At 63.3% G+C, this 24,509-nt stretch carries 21 protein-coding genes; 19 read left to right on the top strand and 2 right to left on the bottom strand.

Translation table 11 applies throughout. The annotated features are described in order from the left end of the window. Positions 1 to 12: 12 nt before the first annotated feature. From F0311_RS14695 to F0311_RS14640, 12 genes are all read left to right on the top strand, one after another. Positions 13 to 1,791 carry a gamma-glutamyltransferase family protein gene (locus tag F0311_RS14695; protein ID WP_150462696.1) on the top strand — a complete coding sequence of 593 codons (1,779 nt, stop codon included), beginning with the start codon at positions 13 to 15 and terminating at the stop codon, positions 1,789 to 1,791. Positions 1,792 to 1,917: 126 nt separating this feature from the next. Next, positions 1,918 to 2,820: a dihydrodipicolinate synthase family protein gene (locus F0311_RS14690; RefSeq protein WP_150462695.1), complete on the top strand. Its 903-nt coding sequence runs from the start codon at positions 1,918 to 1,920 to the stop codon at positions 2,818 to 2,820. A gap of 9 nt (positions 2,821 to 2,829) precedes the next feature. After that, on the top strand, positions 2,830 to 3,831 hold the full coding sequence (locus tag F0311_RS14685) for a proline racemase family protein (RefSeq protein WP_150462694.1): 1,002 nt from the start codon (positions 2,830 to 2,832) through the stop codon (positions 3,829 to 3,831). Between the two features lie 70 nt (positions 3,832 to 3,901). Beyond that, positions 3,902 to 4,642: a GntR family transcriptional regulator gene (locus F0311_RS14680; RefSeq protein WP_150462693.1), complete on the top strand. Its 741-nt coding sequence runs from the start codon at positions 3,902 to 3,904 to the stop codon at positions 4,640 to 4,642. A gap of 17 nt (positions 4,643 to 4,659) precedes the next feature. Further along, positions 4,660 to 5,817 (top strand): NAD(P)/FAD-dependent oxidoreductase, encoded by a 1,158-nt coding sequence (locus F0311_RS14675; RefSeq protein ID WP_223881391.1) that lies wholly within the window; start codon positions 4,660 to 4,662, stop codon positions 5,815 to 5,817. Then, positions 5,814 to 6,080 carry a (2Fe-2S)-binding protein gene (locus F0311_RS14670; RefSeq protein WP_150462692.1) on the top strand — a complete coding sequence of 89 codons (267 nt, stop codon included), beginning with the start codon at positions 5,814 to 5,816 and terminating at the stop codon, positions 6,078 to 6,080. The genes F0311_RS14675 and F0311_RS14670 overlap by 4 nt, the downstream gene beginning before the upstream one ends. Before the next feature lie 14 nt (positions 6,081 to 6,094). Further along, positions 6,095 to 7,570, top strand: a complete 1,476-nt coding sequence (locus F0311_RS14665; RefSeq protein ID WP_150462691.1) for an FAD-dependent oxidoreductase — start codon at positions 6,095 to 6,097, stop codon at positions 7,568 to 7,570. A 38-nt stretch (positions 7,571 to 7,608) separates the two neighbouring features. Further along, positions 7,609 to 9,024 carry an MFS transporter gene (locus tag F0311_RS14660; protein ID WP_150462690.1) on the top strand — a complete coding sequence of 472 codons (1,416 nt, stop codon included), beginning with the start codon at positions 7,609 to 7,611 and terminating at the stop codon, positions 9,022 to 9,024. Positions 9,025 to 9,187: 163 nt separating this feature from the next. Beyond that, a complete protein-coding gene (locus F0311_RS14655) occupies positions 9,188 to 10,426 on the top strand; it encodes an alpha/beta fold hydrolase (RefSeq protein ID WP_223881390.1) in 1,239 nt (412 codons plus the stop codon). Continuing rightward, a complete protein-coding gene (locus tag F0311_RS14650) occupies positions 10,423 to 11,625 on the top strand; it encodes a metal-dependent hydrolase family protein (protein ID WP_150462689.1) in 1,203 nt (400 codons plus the stop codon). The genes F0311_RS14655 and F0311_RS14650 overlap by 4 nt, the downstream gene beginning before the upstream one ends. 30 nt (positions 11,626 to 11,655) lie before the next feature. After that, the gene (locus F0311_RS14645) at positions 11,656 to 12,645 is read left to right on the top strand and encodes a stage II sporulation protein M (protein ID WP_191089955.1); all 990 of its coding nucleotides are present in this window, start codon (positions 11,656 to 11,658) and stop codon (positions 12,643 to 12,645) included. A 124-nt stretch (positions 12,646 to 12,769) separates the two neighbouring features. Next, positions 12,770 to 14,116, top strand: coding sequence for a lipoprotein intramolecular transacylase Lit (locus tag F0311_RS14640; protein ID WP_191089954.1), 1,347 nt, complete (start codon positions 12,770 to 12,772; stop codon positions 14,114 to 14,116). 116 nt (positions 14,117 to 14,232) lie between these two features. Here the strand turns inward: F0311_RS14640 and F0311_RS14635 are convergent, their stop codons facing one another. Then, positions 14,233 to 14,865 (bottom strand): NUDIX domain-containing protein, encoded by a 633-nt coding sequence (locus tag F0311_RS14635; RefSeq protein WP_150462687.1) that lies wholly within the window; start codon positions 14,863 to 14,865, stop codon positions 14,233 to 14,235. A 101-nt stretch (positions 14,866 to 14,966) separates the two neighbouring features. On the opposite strand from F0311_RS14635, the gene F0311_RS14630 reads away from it, so the two are divergent. Both F0311_RS14630 and F0311_RS14625 read left to right on the top strand, forming a co-directional pair. Then, on the top strand, positions 14,967 to 15,323 hold the full coding sequence (locus tag F0311_RS14630) for a PadR family transcriptional regulator (RefSeq protein WP_150462686.1): 357 nt from the start codon (positions 14,967 to 14,969) through the stop codon (positions 15,321 to 15,323). Beyond that, positions 15,320 to 16,090 carry a DUF1129 domain-containing protein gene (locus tag F0311_RS14625; protein ID WP_150462685.1) on the top strand — a complete coding sequence of 257 codons (771 nt, stop codon included), beginning with the start codon at positions 15,320 to 15,322 and terminating at the stop codon, positions 16,088 to 16,090. The genes F0311_RS14630 and F0311_RS14625 overlap by 4 nt, the downstream gene beginning before the upstream one ends. Before the next feature lie 25 nt (positions 16,091 to 16,115). Here the strand turns inward: F0311_RS14625 and F0311_RS14620 are convergent, their stop codons facing one another. After that, positions 16,116 to 16,760, bottom strand: a complete 645-nt coding sequence (locus tag F0311_RS14620) for a VOC family protein (protein WP_150462684.1) — start codon at positions 16,758 to 16,760, stop codon at positions 16,116 to 16,118. 103 nt (positions 16,761 to 16,863) lie between these two features. Between F0311_RS14620 and F0311_RS14615 the strand changes: the two genes are divergently transcribed. The 5 genes from F0311_RS14615 (at position 16,864) to F0311_RS14595 (ending at position 24,430) form a co-directional block, all read left to right on the top strand. After that, positions 16,864 to 17,715, top strand: a complete 852-nt coding sequence (locus tag F0311_RS14615) for an SURF1 family protein (protein ID WP_150462683.1) — start codon at positions 16,864 to 16,866, stop codon at positions 17,713 to 17,715. Next, positions 17,708 to 18,364, top strand: a complete 657-nt coding sequence (locus tag F0311_RS14610; protein WP_191089953.1) for a DUF3817 domain-containing protein — start codon at positions 17,708 to 17,710, stop codon at positions 18,362 to 18,364. Before F0311_RS14615 ends, F0311_RS14610 begins: the two co-directional genes overlap by 8 nt. A 212-nt stretch (positions 18,365 to 18,576) precedes the next feature. Then, entirely contained in the window at positions 18,577 to 20,124 is a 1,548-nt protein-coding gene (gene guaA, locus F0311_RS14605) for a glutamine-hydrolyzing GMP synthase (RefSeq protein ID WP_150462827.1), read from the top strand. 44 nt (positions 20,125 to 20,168) lie between these two features. Beyond that, positions 20,169 to 24,215: a DUF4011 domain-containing protein gene (locus tag F0311_RS14600; protein WP_150462681.1), complete on the top strand. Its 4,047-nt coding sequence runs from the start codon at positions 20,169 to 20,171 to the stop codon at positions 24,213 to 24,215. Beyond that, positions 24,212 to 24,430: a hypothetical protein gene (locus F0311_RS14595; protein ID WP_150462680.1), complete on the top strand. Its 219-nt coding sequence runs from the start codon at positions 24,212 to 24,214 to the stop codon at positions 24,428 to 24,430. Before F0311_RS14600 ends, F0311_RS14595 begins: the two co-directional genes overlap by 4 nt. The last annotated feature ends 79 nt before the right edge of the window (positions 24,431 to 24,509 follow it).

Genomic DNA, 24,509 nt, shown 5'->3' with positions numbered 1-24,509 from the left:
AGGCGAGAACATATGCTGGAAACCACACGCCCGGAGCTGCTGGGCAATATCGGGATGGTGGCTTCCACCCACTGGATCGCCTCCTCTGTGGGGATGAGCATCCTGGACCGTGGAGGCAATGCTGCGGACGCGGCGGTAGCCTCCGGCTTTGTGCTGCAGGTGCTGGAGCCTCATCTCAACGGCCCCGGCGGGGAAGTGCCCATCATCGTCTGGTCGGAGGAGAACCAGAAGCCTGAGGTGATTAACGGCCAGGGGGTAGCCCCCGCATTGGCTGAGCCCAAGAAGCTGAACGATTTGGGTCTTGACATCATGCCCGGGACCGGGTTGCTTCCGACAGTTGTCCCAGGGGCTTTCGACGCATGGCTTAGCCTGCTACAACGGCACGGGACGATGAGTGTCAGCGAGGTGCTGGAGCCTGTCATACACTACGCGGGTACCGGTCATCCCGTGCTCAAACGCGTCTCTGCCGCTCTAGGGACGATGCAAGAACTCTTCACCACAGAGTGGCCGAGCTCGGCTGATACCTGGCTACCCCAGGGAAAAGTTCCTGGTGCAGGAAGTCTGATGAAAAACCCGGTACTGGCAGCAACATACCAACGCATTGCAGAAGAGGCGGAGTCTGCGGGTCGAGACCGTGATGCGCAGATCGAAGCTGCGCGGCTCGCTTGGTATGAAGGCTTCGTAGCGGAGGCGATCGACCACTTCTGCACCACGCAGGAAGTCCTGGACACCTCGGGTAGAAGGCACGCAGGACTGTTGAGAGCTGATGATCTCGCACAGTGGCGAGCCTCCGTTGAAGAGCCATTGAGCCTGGACTACGGAAACTACACCGTCTGCAAGACTGGCCCTTGGGGGCAGGGTCCCGTGATGCTCCAGCAACTGGCACTCTTGGAGGATTTCGACTTGGGGTCCCTTCAGCCAGGTTCTGCTGATTGGGTCCACCTAATCGTCGAGTGCGGCAAATTGGCCTTCGCTGACCGAGAAGCGTGGTACGGCGACCCACGATTCACCGATGTCCCGGTTGAGGACCTACTTTCTCCCGAATATACCGAGAAGCGACGCTCCTTGATCGGGGAGAACGCCTCCCAGGAGCTGTTGCCGGGAAGTCCAGGAGGGCGCACTCCACGCCTCCCGAAGTGCCCAGATGCCAGTCAGGTCAGCCTGCCAGCGGGCATCGGGGAGCCTACTGTTGCCAAGACAGGTGAGACCCGGGGAGACACCTGCCATGTCGATGTCGTAGACCGTAACGGCATGATGATCTCCGCCACGCCAAGCGGTGGATGGTTCCAGGCTTCCCCTACCATTCCTGGCCTAGGATTTCCGCTGAGTACCCGCGGGCAGATGTTCTGGCTTGAGGAGGGCCTGCCGAATTCGCTGCGTCCCGGTGCTTGTCCTAGAACCACGCTCACTCCCTCCCTTGCTTTGAGGGACGGTAGACCTTGGATGGCTTTCGGTAGTCCAGGCGGTGACTCCCAGGACCAATGGCAACTGCAGTTCTTCCTCAACGTGGTGCATGGACAGATGAACCTCCAGGAAGCGATTGATGCTCCGGCTTTCCACTCGACCCATGTACCCAGCTCGTTCTATCCCCGGGAATCCTTCCCAGCCCAGATCATGATCGAGGACCGGTTCTCACAGGACGTGCTGGACGATTTGCGGCGGCGAGGGCACGAACTTGTCGTTGGGGACGGATGGTCGGAAGGCCGGCTGAGTGCTGTGGCGAGGGAGAAAGATTTCTTCCGAGCAGCAGCCAACCCACGTGGAAGTCAGGGCTATGCAGTTGGACGGTGAAACCTCGCAGAGACAGTACACGGTGAAATGTTACAGTTGACATATTAGATTTATTGCGAAAGAATTGCATGCGGCAGAGTTCGATGCGCTGCTGCACTACCAACCTGGGTAAGGAGCACCTTGAAAATGGCAGAGTCCAAGCCGTGGCACGGCGTAATCGTCGCGACAGCACTTCCCTACACCGATGACCTTAAAATTGATTTCGATGCCTTCGCGAAGCACATCGTGTGGCTTGCTGAGAATGGCTGTGACGGCGTTGCCCCGAACGGTTCGTTGGGGGAGTACCAAGTGCTCACCGATGAAGAGCGAGCCAAAGTCATTGAGACTGCAGTGGAAGCAGCACCTGAAGGCTTCAATGTGATGGCTGGAGTCGGCGCCTATGGCGCCTTTGAATCTCAGAGGTGGGCTGAGCACGCCGCGGAGGCAGGTGCCGATTGTTTGATGCTGCTTCCTCCAAACTCCTACCGGGCCAATGATGATGAGGTGGTAGACCACTACCGTCATGTCGGTAAGGTGGGCCTCCCGGTGGTGGGATACAACAACCCGATTGACACCAAGGTAGATCTGCACCCGCGGCTGATCGCCCGCATCCATGAGGAAGGAAACATGGTGGGAGTCAAAGAGTTCTCCGGTGATGTCCGCCGGGCCTATGAGATTAAAGAGCTTGCTCCCGAGATGGACATCATTATTGGTACCGATGACACGGTATTGGAGGTTGGTTTGGCTGGTGCAGTAGGTTGGGTTTCGGGGTATCCGAATGCGATTCCGCAGACGACAGTGGAGCTTTACCAGCTGTCGACCTCAGGGGAGCCTGAGGGCCTGCTGAAGGCTAAGGAGCTCTACGCGGAACTGCACCCACTGCTAAGGTGGGATACAAAGACTGAGTTCGTGCAGGCCATCAAGCTCTCAATGGACATCGTTGGATTGAAAGGTGGTCAATGCCGGCCCCCGCGTGGACCTTTGGCGGGCTGGATGCACCAGGCGATCACGCGGGATACTGAAGCTGCCCTCGCCAAAGGCTACAAGTAGGCTCGCTCTGTGCGTACCCATCACGTCTACCACACAGTTGACTCCCACACTGAGGGGATGCCCACGAGGGTCATCACCGGTGGAGTCGCCCCCATTCCTGGGGCCACCATGGCTCAGCGCCGTTTGTGGTTCATGGAGCATCGAGACCACCTGCGCAACCTGCTAATGCGTGAACCCCGCGGGCACAGTGCGATGAGTGGAGCCATTCTCCAGCCCACCACCCGCGATGATGCTGACTGGGGCGTTCTTTTCATTGAAGTGTCCGGGCTGCTGCCGATGTGCGGTCATGGCGCCATCGGTGTCTGCACCGTGCTGGTGGAGACTGGCATGGTGGAGGTCACCGAACCCAGGACGACGATCAGGCTCGACACTCCGGCTGGACTGGTCACCGCCGAAGTGGCTGTGCGTGAGGGACAAGCTGAATCGGTCACGATAACCAATGTGCCGGCCTTCCATCTGCGCACTGCAGCCACGGTGGAGGTCCCTGGCTACGGTGAAGTCACCTATGACCTTGCTTTCGGTGGAAACTTCTATGCCATAGTTGAGCTTGAGTTGCTGGGATTGCCATTTGAGAAGTCACGCAAAGATCTCCTGCTGCAGGCAGGCTTGAAGATTATGGCGGCGATCAACCAGGCCGATGAGCCGGTCCATCCGGTTCGTCCTGATATCCGTGGCTGTCACCATGTCTACCTGCAAGCGCCGGGATCCACAGCCCAGCATTCTCGGCATGCCATGGCGATTCATCCTGGCTGGTTTGATCGCTCCCCCTGCGGCACCGGGACTAGCGCGCGGATGGCGCAGCTGCACGTCAAAGGTGAGCTTGCCCTTGGCGAGGATTTCATTAACGAGTCTTTTATCGGGTCCCGGTTCATCGGGCGGCTCACAGAGGAAACCAGAGTGGGGGATTACCATGCCGTGGTACCCATGGTTACCGGTCGGGCCTGGATCACTGGGACAGCTCAGTTCTTCCTAGATCCCACCGATCCTTATCCGGAGGGTTTTGAGCTGTAAAATCTGCTATGTCACACTGCACCGAAACATGTGACGCCCCAGTCCCCAGGAACAGAGAAGAGCAGAAGAGATGGCCGCACACGATATTCCGCTGAGCACAATCCAGCAGTACAAGAGCCTGCGCAGCACCGTCACTGAGGCGCTGCGCACCGCGATTATCGTGGGCGACCTCGAAGAAGGGGAACTGTACTCCGCCCCGGCGCTGGCCGAGCCGCTCGGAGTGTCAGCCACCCCAGTTCGTGAAGCAATGATGGACCTGACCAATGAAGGTCTTGTGTCTCCGGTGAAAAACAAGGGCTTCAGGGTGACCGTCATGACTCCGGAAGACCTTCGTGAGATGACCGCGGTGCGGCAGCTGCTCGAAGGTCCAGCCGTCCACGCGGTCACCGGGCACATCCCCGCCGAGGAGTTCCCAGCCCTGCGCGCCAAGGCCGACCAAATCAACGCGGCTGCCGCTGAGGGCGACTTGCGCACCTACCTAGCCGAGGACCGCGTCTTCCATGCCGAGATCCTCAAACACACCGGCAACTCGCACTTGGTCATCCTCTGTACACAGCTGCGCGGGCGCACGCGGCTTAAGGCTCTGCGCACTCTGGTGGATAACGGGCAGCTCATCCATTCCGCCTATGAACACGTTATTCTGCTCAACAAGCTGGAGGAGGGCGACGCTGAGGGTGCCTACGAAGTCATCATGCGCCACCTGGGTCATGCCTCCCAGCTGTGGTCCCAGGGCACTGAGGGGCAGAGCACAACCCACATCACTCCTATCCTGCTGCACGACATCGCTAAACCTTCACCTGAGAGCTCTTGATCATTGTGGTGCCTGCGGTGAATGCCTCCGATGTGCTCGTCATTGGCTCCGGTGCAGTGGGTGCGGCTATCGCATACTTCTGTGCCCTCCGGGGACTCTCGGTCGCGGTAGTGGACTCAGGAGCAGTTGGCTCAGGCACCTCATCGAAGTGTGAGGGAAATCTGCTGGTTTCGGACAAGGAACATGGCCCCGAGCTTGACCTGGCCAACTACTCCCTAAAGCTTTGGCAGGGAGAGCTCGCCGAGCACTCCCACCTCTGGGAGTTCGAGAACAAGGGTGGGATCATCGTTGCCTCCCAGGAGTCCTCGATGGCTTCCTTGCAGCGGGCTCTGCGCGTTCAGCGTGAACACGGCATTCGGGTCGAGGAGATCGACGTCGCCGAGCTGAAACGTTACGAACCCAACGTCACCGACGAGGCCGTCGGCGCCGCGTTCTACCCTGATGACTCCCAGGTCATGCCCATGCTGGTCACTGCACACCTGATGCGCATGGCCTCCGAGGCCGGTGCTCACATGTGGCCATATACCGAAGTCACCGGCCTCCTCCGCAGCGGTGATGAGGTCCGAGGCGTCATCACTGCTCGCGGCAGCTTTTGGGCCGACGCCGTGATCAATGCCGCCGGGCCGTGGGGTGGCCAGCTGGCCAGGCTTGCCGGGGTCAACGTGCCGGTCGAACCTCGCCGCGGATATGTGCTGGTCACCGAGCCGATGGAGCCGAAGATTTTCCGTAAGGTCTATGCGGCCGAGTACATCGACAACGTTGGTTCTTCCGACGGCGGGCTCCAAGCCTCCCCAGTGGTCGAAGGCACCCCGGCAGGATCCGTCCTCATCGGGTCCTCTCGGGAAAGGGGCGGATTTGACACCACTTTCAACCCAGAGGCGATCGGACGGATTGCGACGAATGCGGTAAAGCTCTTCCCATTCCTGGCTGAGACTCGCGTCCTGCGGTACTACTTCGGCTTCCGCCCCTATGTGCCCGACCACGTGCCGGTCATCGGTCCGGACCCCCGCGCCCCGGGGCTCTGGCACGCTTGCGGGCACGAAGGGGCTGGCATCGGGCTCTCGGTGGGCACTGGCAAGATTATCTCTCAGGCGGTGGCCGGCGAGGATACCGACCTGTCCCTTGAGGTTTTCTCCCCGACTCGGTTCGGCGAACTGACAGAGGTGGCCGCATGAGCGAGACGATCACCCTGTCTGTCGACGGCGAAGAGATCACCATAGAGCCCAAGCGGACCGTCGCCGCCGCGCTCATGCTGGCGGCTGAACGTCCCGCCTGGCGGCGTACACGGTTCAACAACGAACCCCGCGGGCTCTTCTGCGGGATCGGAGTGTGCTTTGACTGCCTCGTCACTGTCAACGGGGAAGCCTCCCTACGGGCCTGCCTCATCCCGGCTGAAGACGGCATGGTCATCGAAACCTCAGAGAGGGGCACCCGGTGAGCAAGGAAAATTCCGTGAGGCAGAAGCACTGCGACGTCGTCGTCATCGGTGCCGGGCCCGCCGGACTAGCTGCAGCATCCCAGGCCTCTGGCGCCGGGGCGCAGGTGCTGCTGATCGACCAATCTCTCCGCCCGGGCGGCCAATTCTGGCGTCACGCCAGTGAAGAGCACGACGCCGATCCCGGGCGCTGGCACCACGGCTGGAACACCTACACCCAACTCGCCAAGGTGCTGGAGCGGGCCATTGGCACCGGACGGGTTGAGCACCTCTCCGGGCACCACGTGCTCACTGGGGAGCGTACTGGCACCGGGCTGGGGCTGACTGTCCAGCCGGTTCCGGAGCTCGCTGACGGTGTCCGCGGGCTCATCACGGTTGAGGCACCCGCGGTGGTGCTCTGTCCCGGAGCCTATGACCGTCAGCTGCCTGTGCCGGGGTGGACCTTGCCCGGGGTCATGGCTGCTGGCGGTGTGCAGGCGTTCATCAAGACTCAGGGAGCAGCCCCTGGCCGCAGGGCTGTGCTCGCCGGGACTGGTCCGTTCCTGCTCTCGGCCGCTGCCTCCGTCATTCAAGCGGGGGGAGAAGTCGCGGCCGTGTGTGAAGCCGCTGATCTCACCGGCTGGGTGCCCCACGGGGTGGCTGCGGCCTTGGTGCCCTCCAAAGGTCTTGAGGGAGCTGAGTACATCAGCTTGCTTGCCAAGCACCGGGTGCCGTACTTACGGCGCACCGCAGTAACCGCCATTCACGGAGAACAGAGGGCGGAAAAGGTCACGGTATCGCGTCTCGACCGGCACGGTGCTGTGGTGGCAGGTACGGAGAAGCACTTCAACGACGTCGACCTCGTCGGACTCGGTTGGGGGTTCGTGCCCCAGTCGGAACTGGTGGTCCAGTTCGGCGCGCAAACCCGGATCGACATCGACGGCTCGCTCATTGGCGTGGTGGACACCCGCCAGCACTCCAGCGTGGAGGGACTGTACCTGGCCGGGGAGATCACCGGCGTGGCAGGTGCCACTGCAGCAGTGGCCGAGGGGCGAATCGCCGGATACGCTGCGGCGTGGATGGCCGGGTATCGGGTGCGTGGCGCTCGCCAAGCAGCCGCAGCGCAGCGGGACAAGATCCTACGTGCCAACCACCGGGCTTTCGCCCGCGCCATGCATACTGCCCATCCGCTGCCGGCTGGTTGGGAGTCTTGGATGCAGGAGGAGACCACGGTATGCCGCTGCGAGGAGGTGCCCTACCATCGGATCCGTGAATCCACCGAGACTCTCTCGGCTCAGGAGCCGCGCGGGCTGAAGGGCACCACCCGGACTGGGATGGGCTGGTGCCAGGGGCGGATATGCGGTGCCGCTGCCATCTGCCTCGCAAAGAGCTCCGGTGATCAAAGAAAGGAGCAAGCCGCCCGAGCAGTGGCGAAGCGCCCACTCGCCGCTCCCGTGCGGCTATCTGACCTCGCGGAGAGCCGAGCTCAGACGAGGCCGCTCAAAGCGCCGTGAGTCAGTCGACGGCAGATTTTGACGATATCCCGGAGGGCATGACCCGGAGACAGGTGAACTGGGCCATAGCCGGGCTGCTCTCGGTGTTTTTCACCGTGGGACTGTCCATGAACATCGTCCTTACAGCGTTGCCGGTGATTGTCGGGGAACTGGACGGCAACCAGATTCAGTACTCCTGGGTCGTGATTATCAACCTGCTCGCCAATGCCTCTTCGACTCCTATCTGGGGCAAGCTGGCAGATACGGTCTCGAAGAAGAAGCTCTTCCAGGCCGCCGGTGTCATTTTCATCCTTGCCTGCCTGATCGCCGGATTCGCTCCGACCATGGAAATACTCCTGCTCGGACGCCTGTTCCAAGGCGTGGCTATGGGCGGGGTGCTTACTCTCACCATGGCCATTATCGCCTCTCTAATCTCCCCTAGACGGCGCGGGCGCTATGCGGGGTGGCTGGGCCTGTGCATGACGACCTCTACGATGGGTGGACCACTAATCGGCGGGCTTATCGTCGACACGATCGGTTGGCGATGGTGCTTTCTCACCGGGGTGCCGATGACCCTCGTCTCGCTGGTGGTCTTCTCCGTCATGCTGAAGCTTCAGGCCGTTAGACGGCAGGTCAAGCTCGATGTGATGGGTGCAGCGTTGCTGGTGACCGTCGTATCCGCGGTGACGATTTGGCTGTCCCTTGCAGGACTGGAGGAGTTTTTCCCGTGGACTTCCTGGCAGTCTGCGGTGCTGCTGGGTTCGGTAGCTGTGCTGTTGATTGTGTTCGTAGTAGTGGAGCGACACAGCCGTGAGCCTGTGATCCACCTGCGTATGCTCACCAATCGTGTCACCTTCCTGGCTGTGATCTCCTCGGTTTCGATCGCAGTAGCTTTGGGGGCGCTGCCGCCCTATTTGATGCAGTACCTACAATTGGGTCGGGGACTCAGTCCCACAGAAGCGGGACTGATGCTGGTTCCGCTGATCGGCGGAAATCTAGTTTCCACAACGATCAGCGGGCGGCTCATCGCCCGTACAGGCCGTTGGAAGGGGTGGCTTATTGGCGGAGCAGTCATACTGACGGTTTCGTTCTTCGGGCTCTCTCTCGTGGCAGGGGCCGCCGCTACCTGGGAGGTGGCTGTGATTCTGTTTCTTATCGGGCTGGGATTCGGGGCCCAGATGCAGAACCTCATGCTTGCCGTACAGAATACCGTCCAAGTAGCTCAGGTGGGGCAGGCCAGCTCGATCATTTCCTTTTCCCGAACCTTCGGTGCGGCGAGCTGGAACTCTGTGCTCGGCTCCGTCATGGCACTACAGGTCGGTGGGCTCGCGGTGGCTGCGCCCACGGTCGGAAGCGGCGATCCTGTATACGCCGAGGCTGCTGGTACCGTCTTCTTAGTAGGCGCATGTGCGACGATCCCAGCCGTTCTTGCTAATGCACTGATGCCTGAGGAACCCCTGCGCACCACTATCTAACTGTCTGGCCCATAAGCGAGGCGCTGATTCTGTAAGATGTAAAATTGCACAATAGGTTCTTTATTTGGGAAAGCGCAGGCCCTCCCAGGACAGCACATCAAGAGAAAGGGTTATATTGGGTTACCCAATTCCTGGTTTGTGGGTCACCGAGCACACTACCACTGTGCCGCTGGACTGGAAGGATCCCGGAGGGGAATCTCTCCAGCTCTTCGTGCGTGAAATTGTTGACCCGGACAAAAAGGACGCCGAACTTCCGCTGCTGACCTACCTTCAAGGCGGACCTGGGGGAGCCAGTCCACGCCCGTTGGAACCTACTGGATGGATCGCCGAGGCCCTGCCGCACTATCGGATAGTCCTTGTAGATCAGCGTGGCACGGGTAAGTCCACGCCACTGGAGGCCCGCGACGTCGCTGCCCGGGGTTCAGCCGAAAAAGGCGCTGACTACCTGATGCACTTCCGGGCTGACTCAATTATCCAGGATATGGAACACATTCGGGCCGAACTCTACGGCGGCCGGAAGTGGACCACACTCGGGCAGAGCTACGGCGGGTGGTTGACACTGACGTACCTCTCCGCCGCCCCGGAGGCACTGACCGCCTGTTACATCTGCGGCGGTATCCCTGGCACTCCGCCGCGGGCCGCGGCGGTCTACCGTAGAACGTTCCCCCGGGCGGGAGCCAAGACCGCCGAGTACTACCGCCGCTTCCCGCAAGACGAGCCGGTGGTCGCTGAGATCGCCGACCTGCTGGCCAGGGAAGATATCCGGCTGCCCGACGGCGACCGGCTTACCGTGCGCCGCTTCCAGGCACTCGGCAAGGACTTCGGGATGAAGCCCGGTTTCGAGCAGGTGCACTGGCTGATCGAAACCGCCTTCGCCCGCCCCGGCCGTCTCTCCGAACGGTTCCTCGCCAACACCATGAACATCACTTCCGCCGTCGACGGCCCCATCTATTGGGGTCTGCAGGAAGCTATCTACGGAGACCCAGACTCCGGGTCCACCGGCTGGGCGGCCCAAGCCGAACGAGACAAGCACTCCCAGTTCGCAGAAGATGCACGTCCGCTGCTCTTCACCGGAGAAATGGCATTCCCGTGGATGTTCAACGAAATCCGAGCACTGAAACCCGCCGCTGCGGCGGTCAGCGCCCTCCATAACCGGAGTGACTACTCGAAGATCTATGACTACTCCAGGCTGGCGGCCAATGACATCCCCGTGGCTGCGGCCGTCTATTACGACGATATGTTCGTCGACGCACACCTGCAGCTGGATACCCTCAGCAGGATTGGCAACTCCCAGGCCTGGGTGACCAACGAGCTCGAGCACGACGGGATCAGCTCAGGCAAGACGTTTACCTACCTGCGCACCCTGGTGCGCGACCGCGGGGGAGAGAAGAAACAACCATGAGCGCATCGAACACACTGCTACTGCGCGGAGGGCACCTGCTGGACCCTCTCAGTGGAGAAAGCGTTCAAGAGAATCTTGGCGTGGCAGACGGAATGATTATCCCAGTCGAGAACGTCCGAGGAGGTTTCGATACCGAACTCGACGTCACTGGCCAGACGGTGATTCCAGGACTCATCGACGCGCACTTCCATGCCTACGCCCACACCATCGGCGGACCCGAGCTAGAGACACGGCATCTAAGCTATGTGGCTATCAACGGCATGCGCAGATTGCGCAAGGCCCTGCGTCGCGGATTCACAACCATTCGTGACGTTGCTGGCGGTGACCTGGGCCTCCAGCAGGCTCTTGAGATCGGAGAGGAACCGGCCTGTCGGTATCTCTTTACGGGACCTGCTCTGAGTCAAACTGGCGGGCATGGTGACGCGCGCCCAGCCGAGTATGACATCTGCCTCAACCACGGACATCTCGGTGAGGTGGTCGACGGCATCGACGACATCCGCCGGGCGGTGCGTGAACGGTTCCGCATCGGTGTCCACTGCATCAAGATCATGGCCTCTGGCGGGGTAGTCTCGCCCACCGACCCGCTGCGCATCCCGCAGTACTCACCCGAGGAAATCGCAGCTGCATGCGACGAGGCGACCCGGCGCGGCAGCTACGTGGCCGCCCACACTTACACAGCCGATGCCGTCATCCACGCGGTGACCAACGGGGTGCTCTCGGTGGAGCACGGCAATCTCATCGATACTCAAGCCGCAGAGATCATGGCAGAGCGCGGGACCTATTTGGTGCCTACCCTAGTCGCCTATGATGCGATGAACCGGCGAGGTGATGCGGTGGGGCTCTCCACGGAGGGTAAGAAGAAGAACGTCGAAGTGCTCGACGCTGGGAAGCATGCCATCCAGATGGCCGCTGCGGCCGGGGTGCAGATCGGCTTTGGCAGTGATCTGATGGGTGACTTAGAAGACGACCAACTGTGCGGCATCGCCCTGCAAGCTGAAGTCCAGAAGCCTCTAGAGTTGTTGCGTTCACTGACTACGATCAACGCGGAACTCATCGGCGCACCGGAGTTGGGAACCTTAGCCCCCGGAACACCAGCAGACTTGCTGATACTCCGCGATGACCCGCTCATTCAACCGCAAGTCCTGTGGGACACCACACGTTCCCGCACGGTGATTCGTGGCGGGGAAATAGTGGCCTGACGCCGCTACGCTGTTGCTAGTGTGGTGACCGTGGACATCGACGCCTTTATCGCGGTGCATCAGCCGCAGTGGGACCGCCTCGACCAGCTTGCCACCAGGCGCCGGCTGAGCGCGGCTGAGGCTGATCAGATGCTGGTGCTCTACCAGCGCGCCTCCACTCATCTGTCGATGATCCAAGCGGTGGAGCCTGACTCTCCGGTTGCCGCCCAGCTCTCAGCCCGGATCGGCCGGGCCCGAGCCCATCTGACTGGGGCAGGGGAGAACGTCTTCACCTCAATCGCCTATTTCTTCGCCCAGGCGCTCCCGGTGGCCTTCTACCGGCTGCGCTGGCTGACTCTGATCATTGCAGTGGGGTTCATCGGACTTGCTGCAGCCACCGGCTACTGGGTCTATCACCATCCGCAGATTGACCTGATCATGCCGGAGGCGGCCCGGCAGCAGTACGCCCAGGAAGACTTCGTCAACTACTACTCCGAGCACCCCAGCTCCGCATTCGCCTCCCAGGTGTGGACCAATAATGCGTGGATCGCCGCCCAGTGCGTGGCATTCGGCGTCACCGGGATCTGGCCAGTCTGGATTCTGGGGCTCAACTCGATCAACGTGGGTGTCGCCGCAGGGGTGATGTATGAACAAGAGGCTGCCCAGTCCTTCTGGGTCAATATCCTGCCGCATGGTCTGATGGAGATGACCGCGGTGTTTGTGGCTGCCGCCGCCGGGCTGCGCATCTTCTGGGCCTGGGTGGCCCCGGGGCAGAAGAAACGGCTGACCTCCGTGGCGGAAGAGGCCCGGCGGCTGATCACCGTGGCGCTGGGGCTGTGCCTGGTGCTGCTGGTCTCTGGTGTTGTGGAGGGCTTTGTCACCCCCGCCCCCTGGCCGGACTGGCTGCGTATCGGCATCGGTGCACTGGTGCTGGGCGCCTACTGGGTCTACACCTTGCTGTTGGGGCGCCGTGCTTATCTGGCTGGGGTCACTGGCGACCTGGGGCGTTACGACTCCGGCAACCATGAGCTGACGGCCTGACCTAGCTTGCCCGCCGACTGAGATCCTGCACCAATTCCGCAACTTGCCGGGCGCGTTCCGGCCTAGCGGCACTTCCGGGCTCTAGTGTTGATTCTGGCCAGTAATGCGTGTCGAGAGGCGAATAATGAGCCAGAATCCTGAGGACAACCGCCAGAGTTCGGCGGAGGAGAAGGAGTTCGAGTCCGGCCTGGACTACGGCGCCTTCGTCTCCGATGAGCCTGACTTCCCCGAGGACCACCTTGACGACAAGGCAGAGGACGCCCGACTGAGTCGAGTGGAGACCCGCGCTGGCGAGGAGTCTCCCGAGGCGATTGAGGAGAGTGAGCGGAGCGACGCCGCCGCCCCGGCCGGCTTTGCCCAAGGCACTGCAGATGATGACTCCCAGCCCACAGCGATCGTCCCCCCAGTCAGCGGCCGTGGAAAGTCTGCTGAGCGAACTCCGCAGAGCCCGGCTGCCGCCTCAGCGCCGTCTCCGGAGGAACAGTCCACTACCGCGCTGCCAATGCCTCAAGAGCAGGCCACTGCCACCCTGCCCCGCGAGGAGAAGGCCGGTGCTGCCGCCCCGGTGCGCAGCACGTCGCCCGGGACAGCCGCCTCACCCCAGTCGGCCGGCTTCCCGGAGCTCAGCAGCGACCCTGTGACCCCATCTCCGCCCGTCCGCCATGAGCACCCGACTGAGCTGGCTGATGACAGTGAGCTTCAGGAACTTGTGGAGAAGGACAAACGAGGCGTCTCCCGCTTCTTCACCGTGCTGATCGCCATCTTCACTCCGCTCATGTTCATTGTGCTGGCCATTCGGTTGGTGGCCAGCCCGCTGTTCCTGATGGCCACCTACTGGCGGCCCGGCTTCCCGGAGGATCCAGGTGGATGGGAGCTGCCTGAGCGCCTGCTCTACGGCTCCTACGGCACCGACTTCCTGCTGAACGCCGCAGATTCCCGCTACCTGGCTGAACTCGCCCCGGGCGGGGAGCCACTGTTCACCGAGGCAGAAGTCTCACATATGGCAGATGTGAAGATCCTGGTCTGGTATGCAATGATCATCGGCGTCGGGCTGCTGCTGATTACCCTGCTGCTCGCACTGCTGCTGCGGGCCTGGCGGCCCGGAGGCTTCGCCCGCGGCCTCTTCGCTGGTGCTTGGGCCACTATCGGCCTGATGGCAGCCGGAGTGGCTGTCCCGTTCATCATCGGCTGGGAACGATTCTTCACCGAGTTCCACAACCTTTTCTTCCCGCAGGGCAACTGGGCCTTCTCCTCGGAGTCGGCACTGATCCGACTCTACCCGGAGCAGTTCTGGATCGATGCAGGTATTTGGCTGGCCGGCCTGCTGCTGCTGATGAGCCTGATCACCATCCTGATCACCTGGCCTACCAGGCGCCGCCGTGAGCGCCGTGCCGCCCGCCTTGCCGAGGTCCGTGACCGTAAGCTGGCCAAGGCCCGCCAGGAGCTCGAAGAGGAAGCCGCCAGAGGCTGATAGATAAGACTGGTCGTGTCGTCAGCGCTCCTGAACAGCATTCCTTGTTCCTTACCTTAGGACATGCCGAGGTCCCGCAGCGGGGCCTGACATGAGAGCACGCCACACGGGGTCAGCTAGGGGCTGATGCTGCGGGGGTGAAGGGGCCACGGTGACGTTGGGTCTCTGAGCTTGCCAGCCCCGGTGCGGACTGCATGCAGGGCCAACAGCCCGGTGACGGTTGCTGGGTTACGGATTACCCCGCTCATGACGGCTTGGAGAGCTTCTTCGAAGGTGATCCAAGCGAACTCAAACTCCGCTTCCTCATCCTCACGGATGTGCCGCTCATTCATCGGCACCGCATGAAGGTCCCGGGCCAGGTATACGCGCATCGCTTCATCAGAGATTCCAGGCGTGGTGAAGAAGTCCACCAGGGTATGCCAGCTCTCAGCTGACAGGTCCGCCTCCTCGGCCAGCTCGCGTTGGGCAGTCTGAAGCATCGATTCGCCCTCAGAGTCCAGGAGTCCCGTCGGAATCTCCCAGAGGTGAGCGCGTACCGGATGCCGGTACTGGCGCACCAGCAGGATCTGATCGGCGTCGTTCACTGCCAGAATGCCCACGGCGCTCTTGTGCCGCAGGTACTGCCGGGTGAGAGTCTGGCGTGCGGCGCCAAAGACGAAGGCATCCTGCACAAGCTCTGTAAGGGGTGATCGTGCCAGCACCTCTGAGCCCTCCAGCGGAGGTTCATCGGCGGAATCCTGAATCTTCACAGTTCCAGGCTAGCGGCAGCCGCACACCGGTGACGATGTACATTCTGGTTTAATCCAGGATCTAGTTTGAAAAAATAACTAGATAGACATACGATCTAGTTATGAGTTCAGAACAGCAGTGGCCCAGTGAATGGCTACGGGGAGTCTTGGAGCTCTGCACACTGCGGATCCTGGCAGACGGCCCGACCTACGGGTACCAGGTCTCTGCCCGGTTGGCAGCCAGCGGTCTCGGCACGGTCAAAGGCGGCACGCTCTACCCGATGCTCAAGCGGTTTGAGGCCTCGGGCAGAGTGGACATCGAGTGGCGGCCCGGCGAGGGCGGACCGGGCCGAAAATACTACGTGCTCACCGAGGACGGCAGCCGCGCCCTTCAGGAGCTGACTCAGCACTGGCAGAGCTTTGCCCATGTCATAGACCAGATCCTTGACCGAGGAGCGGAACCTGAGGAGGAGCGATGAGCAGAATACGTGCACCGCGGAAATACCGGTTTGAACAAGAACTTGCTCCCCATGTGGACCCCGTATGGGCGCAGGAGCTCACCGTGGAGCTGCGGCTCCGAGGAGCCTCGGGGGAGACGATCGGTGAGGCGCTTGCCGAGGTGGATTCATACTGCGCTGACTCCGGAGAGTCCGCGGCCGAGGCATTCGGCTCGCCTGCAGAGTATGCCCAGGAGCTGGAGCTGCCCGCACCTCAGCAGCAGGAAGGCTCTCAGCTGATGACCGTTGTACCGATCTTGGGACAGATCCTCGGCATGCTTCCGGTCCTGTGGGCGCTGCCTGCCTTGTCCCAGGGTCAGGAGGTCGTGATCCGCACCGGACAGATTGCCCTGCTGGGCATCGTCTTCACCGCCATCGTGCTGATGACCTGGCGGGTGCTGAAGTTCGTGCAGTTCGTTCTGCGCCGCCCCGTAGTCGCAGTCCTCTCTGGCGTTGCACTGGTGGGGCTGATGGTGCTCGCGGTATGGCTGCTGCAGGCCCCAGTAATGGAGTTGTCCCCAGTGCCGATGCTGATCTTCGGTGCAGTCATGCTGACCGTGGCCACAGTGTGGGGTGTGCTGCGCATGAGGAGCGTCAGCCTCACCGAAGATATGGTATCCACGCCGCTGGAGGATGAGGAAGCGGTGATCCGCCGGGCCAATTCTGTGCGCTGGACCGGCTACGTGCCGATCCTCATGATGCCCGTCTACACCGCACTGCTGGCCCTGGTGCTCTGGCTCTTCGCTTGAGAGCCCTGAAATCCCGAACAGCTGCTTAGATCGTGATGTTTCCTTTGGGGGTCTGGAAGGTGACGCTCATGATTCCTGGTGTGCCGGAGGGGGCCACCCACTCGACCTCCACGTCGTCGAACGGGTCTGCCTCGGGGGAACCCAGCCAGTCCGCCACCCGTTGCGGCGAGCCGGCAATCGACAGCTTCTCCAGCTTGGCCTCAGGCTTATAGGCGCGGGAAGGGTGCAGGTGTTCGGTGCCCTCATCCCAGCGCAGCAGGTAGGGCACCTGCGGATCGGCGATCAGCCCCTTGATGCCGATCTGCTGCCAGGTCAGCTCCTGGCCGTCGGGGAATTTGCGGTTGCCGGGCACTGACCGCCGGCCCAGCCGCTGCTCAAAAGGCTCCAGGTCATCCACCGTGACGCACCAGCCCATCCAGCCGCCGCCGATCTGTGAGCGGTTCCGCACCGCCTGCCCGAACGGCGCCTTATCGGCAGAGGGATGGTCCAGCACTTCCACAATCTCCAGGTACTGCTGCCCAGCCAGCGGAATGATCGCATTGGCAGTGCCGAATCTGGGATGTATGCCGCCCTTGACCCGCTCGACGCCCAGGGCTTCGGTGATCCGGTCCACCGTGGCGTCCATGCCATCGGGACCTACGGCGAACGAGACGTGATCCAGTCGCATCATGCCCCTATCTTCACACCGGGAGCCGGGATACCCGAAATCGAGATGACGCAGCGGAGTTCTACCTCGCGTAGAACTCCGCCTCGCACCCGCGTATCCTGGTACGGTGCCTCACCCGCCGACTTTCTGGGCCGTTGCCCGTCAGCCCAAGTGGATCGCCATGCTGGTCCTCGCCCTGGTGCTGGCCACCGTGTTCGTGGTGCTCTCGGCCTGGCAGTTCGGAGCATCCCGCAGTGAGGCCGTCCAGCATGAGGACACTGAGACTCCCGTGGAGCTCACCGACATCTACGAGCCGGCTCGCTCCATCACGGTCCATGAGGCTGACCGCATTGTGGATGTCACCGGTGAGTTCGTTCCGGATACCCAGGTCTTCATTGTTGAGCGCCTCCGTGAGGGTGTGCAGGGCTACTGGGCGGTGGCCGCCTTCCGAGTCGATGGCGCCCCGGATGATGAGGTGATTCCCGTGGTGCGTGGATGGGCAGAAGATTACGACCACGTCGGCTTGCCTCCCGAGGGGCAGCTCACCCTCCAGGGCAGGCTGCTGCCCACCGAGGCCCCTGCCCCGGGTCCGCGCGAGCTTCCTTACCCACTGCTGGCCACTCTGTCGGTGGCGGAGCTGATCAACCTGTGGGATGAGGACTCCTACTCCGGCTTTCTGGTGGACTTCAGCGGCGAGGCAGGTGCTGGTGATGATGCCGGGGAGCAGGCGTCGTCGTCCCTTGAAAGCGTCTGGGTGGGCACCCAGCCTGAGGGCAGCAGCATCAACTGGCTCAACCTCTTCTACGCGGTGGAATGGGTGGTCTTCGCCGGGTTCGCCTTCTACTTCTGGTGGAGAATGGTGCGCGATGCCCAGCAGCGTCAGGTGGAGGAAGCTCGACTGGATGCCGAGTGGGAAGCACAGTGGCGGCGCGAGCAGCTGGCCAAGCAGCAGGAGAACAGGAGCGAAAGTGATGGATGACACTGAGGCTCGCCAGCGCAGCGAGCGAGCCGACTTTGGGCGTGAAGTCAGCGGCAACGCCGATGAGAGCGGCGGCGGGAACCGCGACGTCAGGGACCCGCGCGAACGCGACAGCGTTGGTGGGGGCCAGGTCGTGGCACGCGCCGCCAGCGGGACTAACACTGTGCCGCCTCCCCGGCCGGGGAAGAACGCCAAACGGTTCTATGGCACCCACGCTCAGATCCGCAGCGCACTGAGCTTCTACCGGGTGATGGCCATCATCACCGGCATCTTTCTGCTGATCATGGTGGCCAAGATCCTGATCTCGGGCTCTCTGTTCGGCTGGACCTTCTGGGACGGCTATGAGCTCTACATCGGCGGCACCACAGTGGACGGGGATTCCAACGCCATCGGCTTCTACCCGGCGGACTCGCTGCAGGATGCACGGTCAACCTCCACGATGATCGCCCAGGCCCATGGGGTTGCCTACATCATCTACCTGGTGACCGGGTTCCGGCTCTGGTACATGATCCGCTGGGGCTCGGGCCGGCTGGCACTGATCATCTCCGGCGGCCTGGTGCCGTTCTTCAGCTTCTTCGTGGAGCGCAAGGTCTCCCACCTGGTTCGCACAGACGTGGAAGCCCATCCCGACGCCGCTCCGAGGTATTGAGCGCGCCGAAGACATCAGCTTCAGGTGTGAGCTGACCTAAGACTGCCGAGAGGGGCCAGGATGGAAACCACGAGGTCAGGGACCTGTGCCAGTGTGCGGCGGTGGTGCGGGCCACCTCGTGGCATACCCGGCACCGGGACCAGCGTCAGTAGAATGGCTAAGTGACTTCTCAAGCCCCTGCCGCCGAGCGCCCCGACCATGCCGCGCAGACTGTGCTGGTGGTGGACTACGGCGCCCAGTACGCCCAGCTGATCGCCCGCCGGGTCCGTGAGGCCCGCGTCTACTCCGAGGTGGTTCCGCACACCCTGCCTACCGCCGAGATCATCGCCCGTAAACCCGCCGCTGTCATCCTCTCCGGGGGGCCGGCCAGCGTCTATGCTGAGGGCGCCCCCGCGGTAGAGCGCGAGCTTTTCGAGGCCGGTGTTCCAGTCCTGGGCATCTGCTACGGCTTCCAGGTGATGGCCTATGCACTGGGCGGCACAGTGGCTCACACCGGAGACCGCGAATACGGCAAGACCGAGGTGCGCAGCACCACGGCGCCATACGGGCTGCTCGATGGCACCGACCCGGTCCAGACCACCTGGATGTCCCACGGTGATGCGGTGACTGAGGCTCCTGAGGGCTTCGAGGTGCTGGCCGTCTCGGGTGCTTCGGTGGCCTGTTTCGCCGATGAGGACCGCCGGCTCTACGGGGTCCAGTGGCACCCCGAGGTCAAGCACTCCCCACAGGGCCAGCGGGTCATCGAGAACTTCCTATACGACGGCGCCGGGCTCATCCCGGAATGGACCACCGGCAATATCGTCGAAGAACAGGTGGCCGCCATCCGCGCCCAGGTCGGTGACGCCCGGGCCATCTGCGGACTCTCCGGCGGAGTGGACTCCGCAGTGGCCGCAGCCCTGGTCCAGAAAGCCATCGGCGAGCAGCTGACCTGCGTGTTCGTCGACCACGGTTTGATGCGCGAAGGTGAGGCCGAGCAGGTGGAGCGCGATTTCGTAGCTGCTACCGGTGCCAAGCTCTATGTGGCTGACGAGAAGAAGCGGTTCCTCTCCGCGCTGGCCGGGGTCACCGAGCCGGAGCAGAAGCGCAAAATCATCGGCCGCGAATTCATCCGCGCCTTCGAGGAGGCCGAGCGCAATATCCTGGAGGAGGCCGAGGCAGACGGTGCCAAGGTTGAGTTCCTGGTCCAGGGCACTCTCTACCCGGATGTGGTCGAATCCGGCGGGGGAGAGGGCGCAGCCAATATCAAATCCCACCACAACGTGGGCGGATTGCCCGAGGACCTCCAGTTCAAGCTGGTGGAGCCGCTGCGCGCCTTGTTCAAGGACGAGGTTCGCGCAGTGGGAGCCGAGCTGGGTCTGCCCGCCGAGATCGTCCAGCGCCACCCCTTCCCCGGCCCAGGGCTGGGCATCCGGATCATCGGCGAGGTCACCGAGGAACGTCTGGAGATCCTCCGGGCTGCTGATGCCATCGCCCGTGAGGAGCTCACCAACTCCGGCCTGGACGCCGAGGTTTGGCAGATGCCGGTGGTACTGCTGGCTGATGTGCACTCCGTGGGTGTCCAGGGCGACGGCCGCACCTACGGCCATCCGGTGGTGCTGCGCCCGGTCAGCTCCGAGGACGCGATGACCGCCGACTGGTCCCGGCTGCCCTACGATCTGCTGGCCACCATCTCGAATCGGATCACCAACGAGGTGGAGCAGATCAACCGGGTAACCCTCGACGTGACCTCGAAACCACCGGGGACGATCGAGTGGGAGTAGCGGTACCCTGCCTTCCAGACCTGTAAGTGTTGTGGAGGGAATCGGTGCCTGAGAAAACATCCGCATCTTCGGCGGAGTCCCCTGTCCACGAGGACTTTGAAGACGGTGCCCGACTGAGCCGAGCAGAGTCCGGCATGAGTGCCGAATCCCCCGACGCCGTGGCTTCGCCAGAGAGCCCAGACCCTGCTCCCGGTGCAGAGTCACCCGACGCCGCTCAGCACACCACAGCGCCCATCGTCAGCTGGATCGAGTCTCACGGCACCGGGACCGAGAATGACACGATGCTGCGCTTCACCCCTAGTCAGCACAACAGCATCGACCTCACCGAGGCCAACTCATCCGGGATCATGCAGCTTTTCGGGGGCCGCCGCACCCGGCTCTCCACCCTGCTCAACGATCCCAGTGTGTTCGACCCCGGGGCCAAGGCGGCGGCCAACATCCGGGCTAAGATCCGCGAGCTCTCCGAGGAGCGCGGCATCGAAGTGGGGTATCTGGCCGCCGGCATCGCCTCCTGGACCGAGACCACAGGGGCTGGCACCGAGTCCTTCACCGCCCCGGTGATGCTCATCCCGGTCAGCCTGCGGCACCGCTCTGAGGCGCGCTCGGCCACTACTGACTATGAGCTGCAGTTCACCGGCCCCGCAGGCCTCAACCCTGCCCTGGCCCGTCACCTGGCTCAGACCCACGGGGTCACCCTTGATCCGCAGGCGTTTCACCAGGCCGGCTATGCCACTGCTCGGTTTGACCCCGCCCGTACCGCCGATCTGCTGGTCCGAGTCGCCGCCGAGGTCACCGAAGAGGAACCCGGTTCCCCGCTGGGCAGCCTGCAGGTCTGGAAGCAGCTCTATGTCTCCACCTTCGCCGATATCGCCGATCTGGGGAATCCCGCCGCCCTGCATCTGGACCACCCGTTGCTGCAGGGGCTGGCCTCCGGCGAAGAGTGGGACCAGGATGAGGCACTGGCCGCAGCGGCAGCCATGCCTCCGCTCAACGAACGTTCTCCGGCCTCCGAGCGCTTGGTCCTTGATGCTGATAAGGACCAGCAGGAAGCTCTGGACGCCGTGCTCTCCGGGGTCTCCGCCGTTATCTCAGCCCCGCCGGGGACTGGGCAGACCCAGACTGCGGTCAACGCTGCCGCCGGCCTGGCCTGGTCCGGCAAGCGAGTGCTGGTGGTGGCCGAGCGCACTGCCACGCTCACTGAGTTCAACCAGCGGCTCTCAGCAGCCAAGGCGGGCACCCTGGCAGCAACTGTGACCTCAGGGGCGTCGTCCCCTGAGGAGCTCAAAGCCCAGGTGATTCGGGCGATCAAACGTGCTGAGCGCGCCGAGCCGCCCCGGCTGGCCGAACTGCATAAGAAACTCACCGAGCGGCGCCTGCAGCTCAGCGATCACGTGGCCAGCCTGCACAAAGTGCGCCAGCGGTGGAGCTGCTCCCCCTACCAGGCCATGCAGGCCCTGGCCGCGCTGACCAGTCTCAACCCTGCGCCGGGCACCTCCGTGCGGCTGAAGCGCTCGGTGCTGGACAATACGGTGGACCGCTCCCCGGCAGCGGTGAAGCTGAAGCGGATTGCTGAGCTGGGCGAGTTTTCCGCAGAGACTCGGAACAGCCCCTGGTTCGGCGCCAAGCTCTCCAACCGGCAGGAGACCCGTGACGCCCAGCAGCTGGTGACCGAACTGCGCACTGAGCTTCCGCAGCTGCGCGAGCAGCTGGTCACCGCCTGCGAGTCCGTGGAGGTCCGCCCCGGAGACAGCTTCGCCGACTGGCATGCCCAGGTGCTGCTCTTCCAGCGGGTCCAGGAGTCGCTGGGCCGGTTCAGCCACGATATCTACGCCTGGGACGTGGACGATCTCATCGCAGCCACCGCACCGGGCTGGTGGCGCCGGCAGCACAGTGTGGAGATGAGCTCGATGGCCCGCTCCCGGCTGCGCCGGGTGGCCAAGGAGTACCTCCGCCCTGGAGCCTCGATCAGCGATCTGCACGGATCCCTGGTGGATGTCCAGTCCGAGCGCGAGGAGTGGGTCTCCCGCGCGGTCAACAACTCGCTGCCCAAAGTGCCCCGCCATCTCGATGCCCTGGTGGATCGGGTGGGTCAGGTCCAGACACGGCTGGAGAAGCTGGTGACCGTGCTGGTCCCGGCGGATGAGGCCGGCACTACTTTGTTCGACGTGCCCGCCGAGCAGCTCTTCGCCGTCGTGGAGGTGCTCGCAGAGGACGAACGCTCCCTGCAGACCCTGCCGGAGCGCACTCTGGTCTTCGAACAGCTGCGAGAGCAGGGCTTCACTGAGCTGCTAGAGGATCTGGCCGCACGCCAGGTGCCGGCAGATCGGGTGGCCGATGAGCTGGAGCTTGCTTGGTGGCAGTCCGCCCTGGAGGCGATGATCTCCGGGGATGACTACTTGGCGATGACCTCCGGAGAGAACATGCGCAGCATCGAGTCTGAGTTCAGAAAGGCTGACGCCGCCCATATCGCCTCAGGTTCCCAGCGGCTCAACCACACGCTGGCCGTACGGTGGAAGTCCGCTGTGGAAGCCAATCCCCAGGCTGCCGTCCAACTGCGCAGCCTGCTGCGGGAGTCCCGGCCCACAGTGGCCGCTCTGGAATCAGCGGACCGGGAACTGACCCAGCCGCTGGTCCCGGTCTGGGCCACCTCCCCCCTGGGGCTGGCCACGCATTTCCCGCCCGCCGGAGAGAAGCCCAGCTTTGATGCGGTGATCCTGCTGGATGGCGAGACTCTGGCTGTCCCGGCGGCCCTCGGCGCGCTCGCCCGGGCTGAGCAGGTGGTGGTCTTCGGCGACCCTGCCTCCGGTGTACCCAAGCCGATGATCGTCTCCGCCGATCCCATTGCCCGGGAGGCTGAGGCACAGGTGCCTGCGTCCATCTACGCGGAGCTGGCCCGGATTCTTCCGGAGTACCGGCTGCGCCAGGTGCACCGTGGGGTGGACCAGGAGCTGACGGAGCTGCTCTCTGAGGCGCTCTATGAGGGGAGGCTGTTCCGCCTGCCCGACGCCGCCCAGCTGACTGGGCAGGGCCGCCGGCTGAGTCTGGAGCAGGTCACAGGCGCCGGGGGCCGGGAGCCGGTGGAATCGCCCACTGCAGAGGTCAACCGGGTGGTGGACTTGGTGTTCGACCATATCCGGCGCAGCCGCAACCGCTCGCTGGCGGTAGTCACCGGATCGGAATGGCACGCCAAACGGGTGGCCGATGCCATCAGGCTGCACCTGGCCAACCACCAGTGGGCAGCGCCGTTCTTTGAGCATGGTGCCGCCGGAGTCCCCGGCGGATCAGGCTCCGGGGCGGCCGGCGCCGGCACCGGCGAGAGCTTTGTGGTGGCTCCGGTGGAACGTGCCCACGGGGTGGTCCGTGATGATGTGATCTTCTCAGTGGGCTATGGCCGCAGTGTGAAGGGGGAGCCGGCCCACGAGCTGGGCGAGCTCTCCGGTTCGCGCGGTCGTCAGTACTTCGCCCAAGCGGTGACCCGTGCCCGTGGCCGACTCACCGTGGTCAGCTCTATCGGTCCGGAGGATCTGGACCGCTCCCGGCTGCAGCAGGGCGCCGTATTGGTCCACGACCTGCTCAGGCTCGGAGCCGGCGGGCTGGAGTCCAACCCTTCCAGCTCCGCGGAGCTCACCGATCCACTGGTGCTTGACCTGGTGGACCGGATTCGCGCTCGCGGCGGCCGGGTGGAGGATGGCTTCCGCGGCACTCTGGACTTGGCAGCCTGCCCACGGCGGATCACCGCAGAGACCCCGGTGACACCGGTGGCCATGGTCTCCGATGGCACCGAACACTATGCCCAGCTGCCGGTGCGTGAGCGATCCCGGCTGCGCCCGGACCGATTCGAGGAACTGGGCTGGGACTTCCTGGTGCTATGGACCATTGAGGTCTTCAGTGATCCCGGCGCTACCACTGAGCTGGTCGCCGAGAAGGTGGGACTCGGCGCGGGCCCTGAGTTCGCCCAGCATGGACGCGCTGTGCTGAGCAGCAGCACCGGCCAGATCCGCTACGGCGGGGCAGCTGACACGGAGGATGAGGATGCCCACCGCCGCAATAAGCAGTACCCGGCCCCTGACCAGCGTCGCTTCCAGCCGTGACCGATCACCAGGCCGACGGCGCCCGCCCCGCCCAGCAGCAGCCCCGCCGACGGGGAAACCGCCGGGTCACCGCACCAGGCACCTCGGGTCAGCCCGAGGAGTTGGAAGCGGAGGTCTACGATCCGCTCCAGAAGATTCGGCAGAGCAGCGCTGAGCAGCCCGAAGGGGACTCCCTGGACGAGTGGATGAAGTCCGAACGGCCACCCCACTGGTGAACCGGCAGTGGGCCAATTGCGCACAAGCCCAGACCGCCGTCCTGCTGGGGAGTCTGCCACTCATTTGCCTAGAGCTGAT

The sequence above is a fragment of the Nesterenkonia ebinurensis genome (assembly GCF_008711175.1).
Classification (GTDB): Bacteria; Actinomycetota; Actinomycetes; order Actinomycetales; family Micrococcaceae; genus Nesterenkonia; species Nesterenkonia ebinurensis.
Note: the sequence above shows the minus strand (reverse complement) of the source record. Positions and strands in the feature narration are given on the sequence as shown.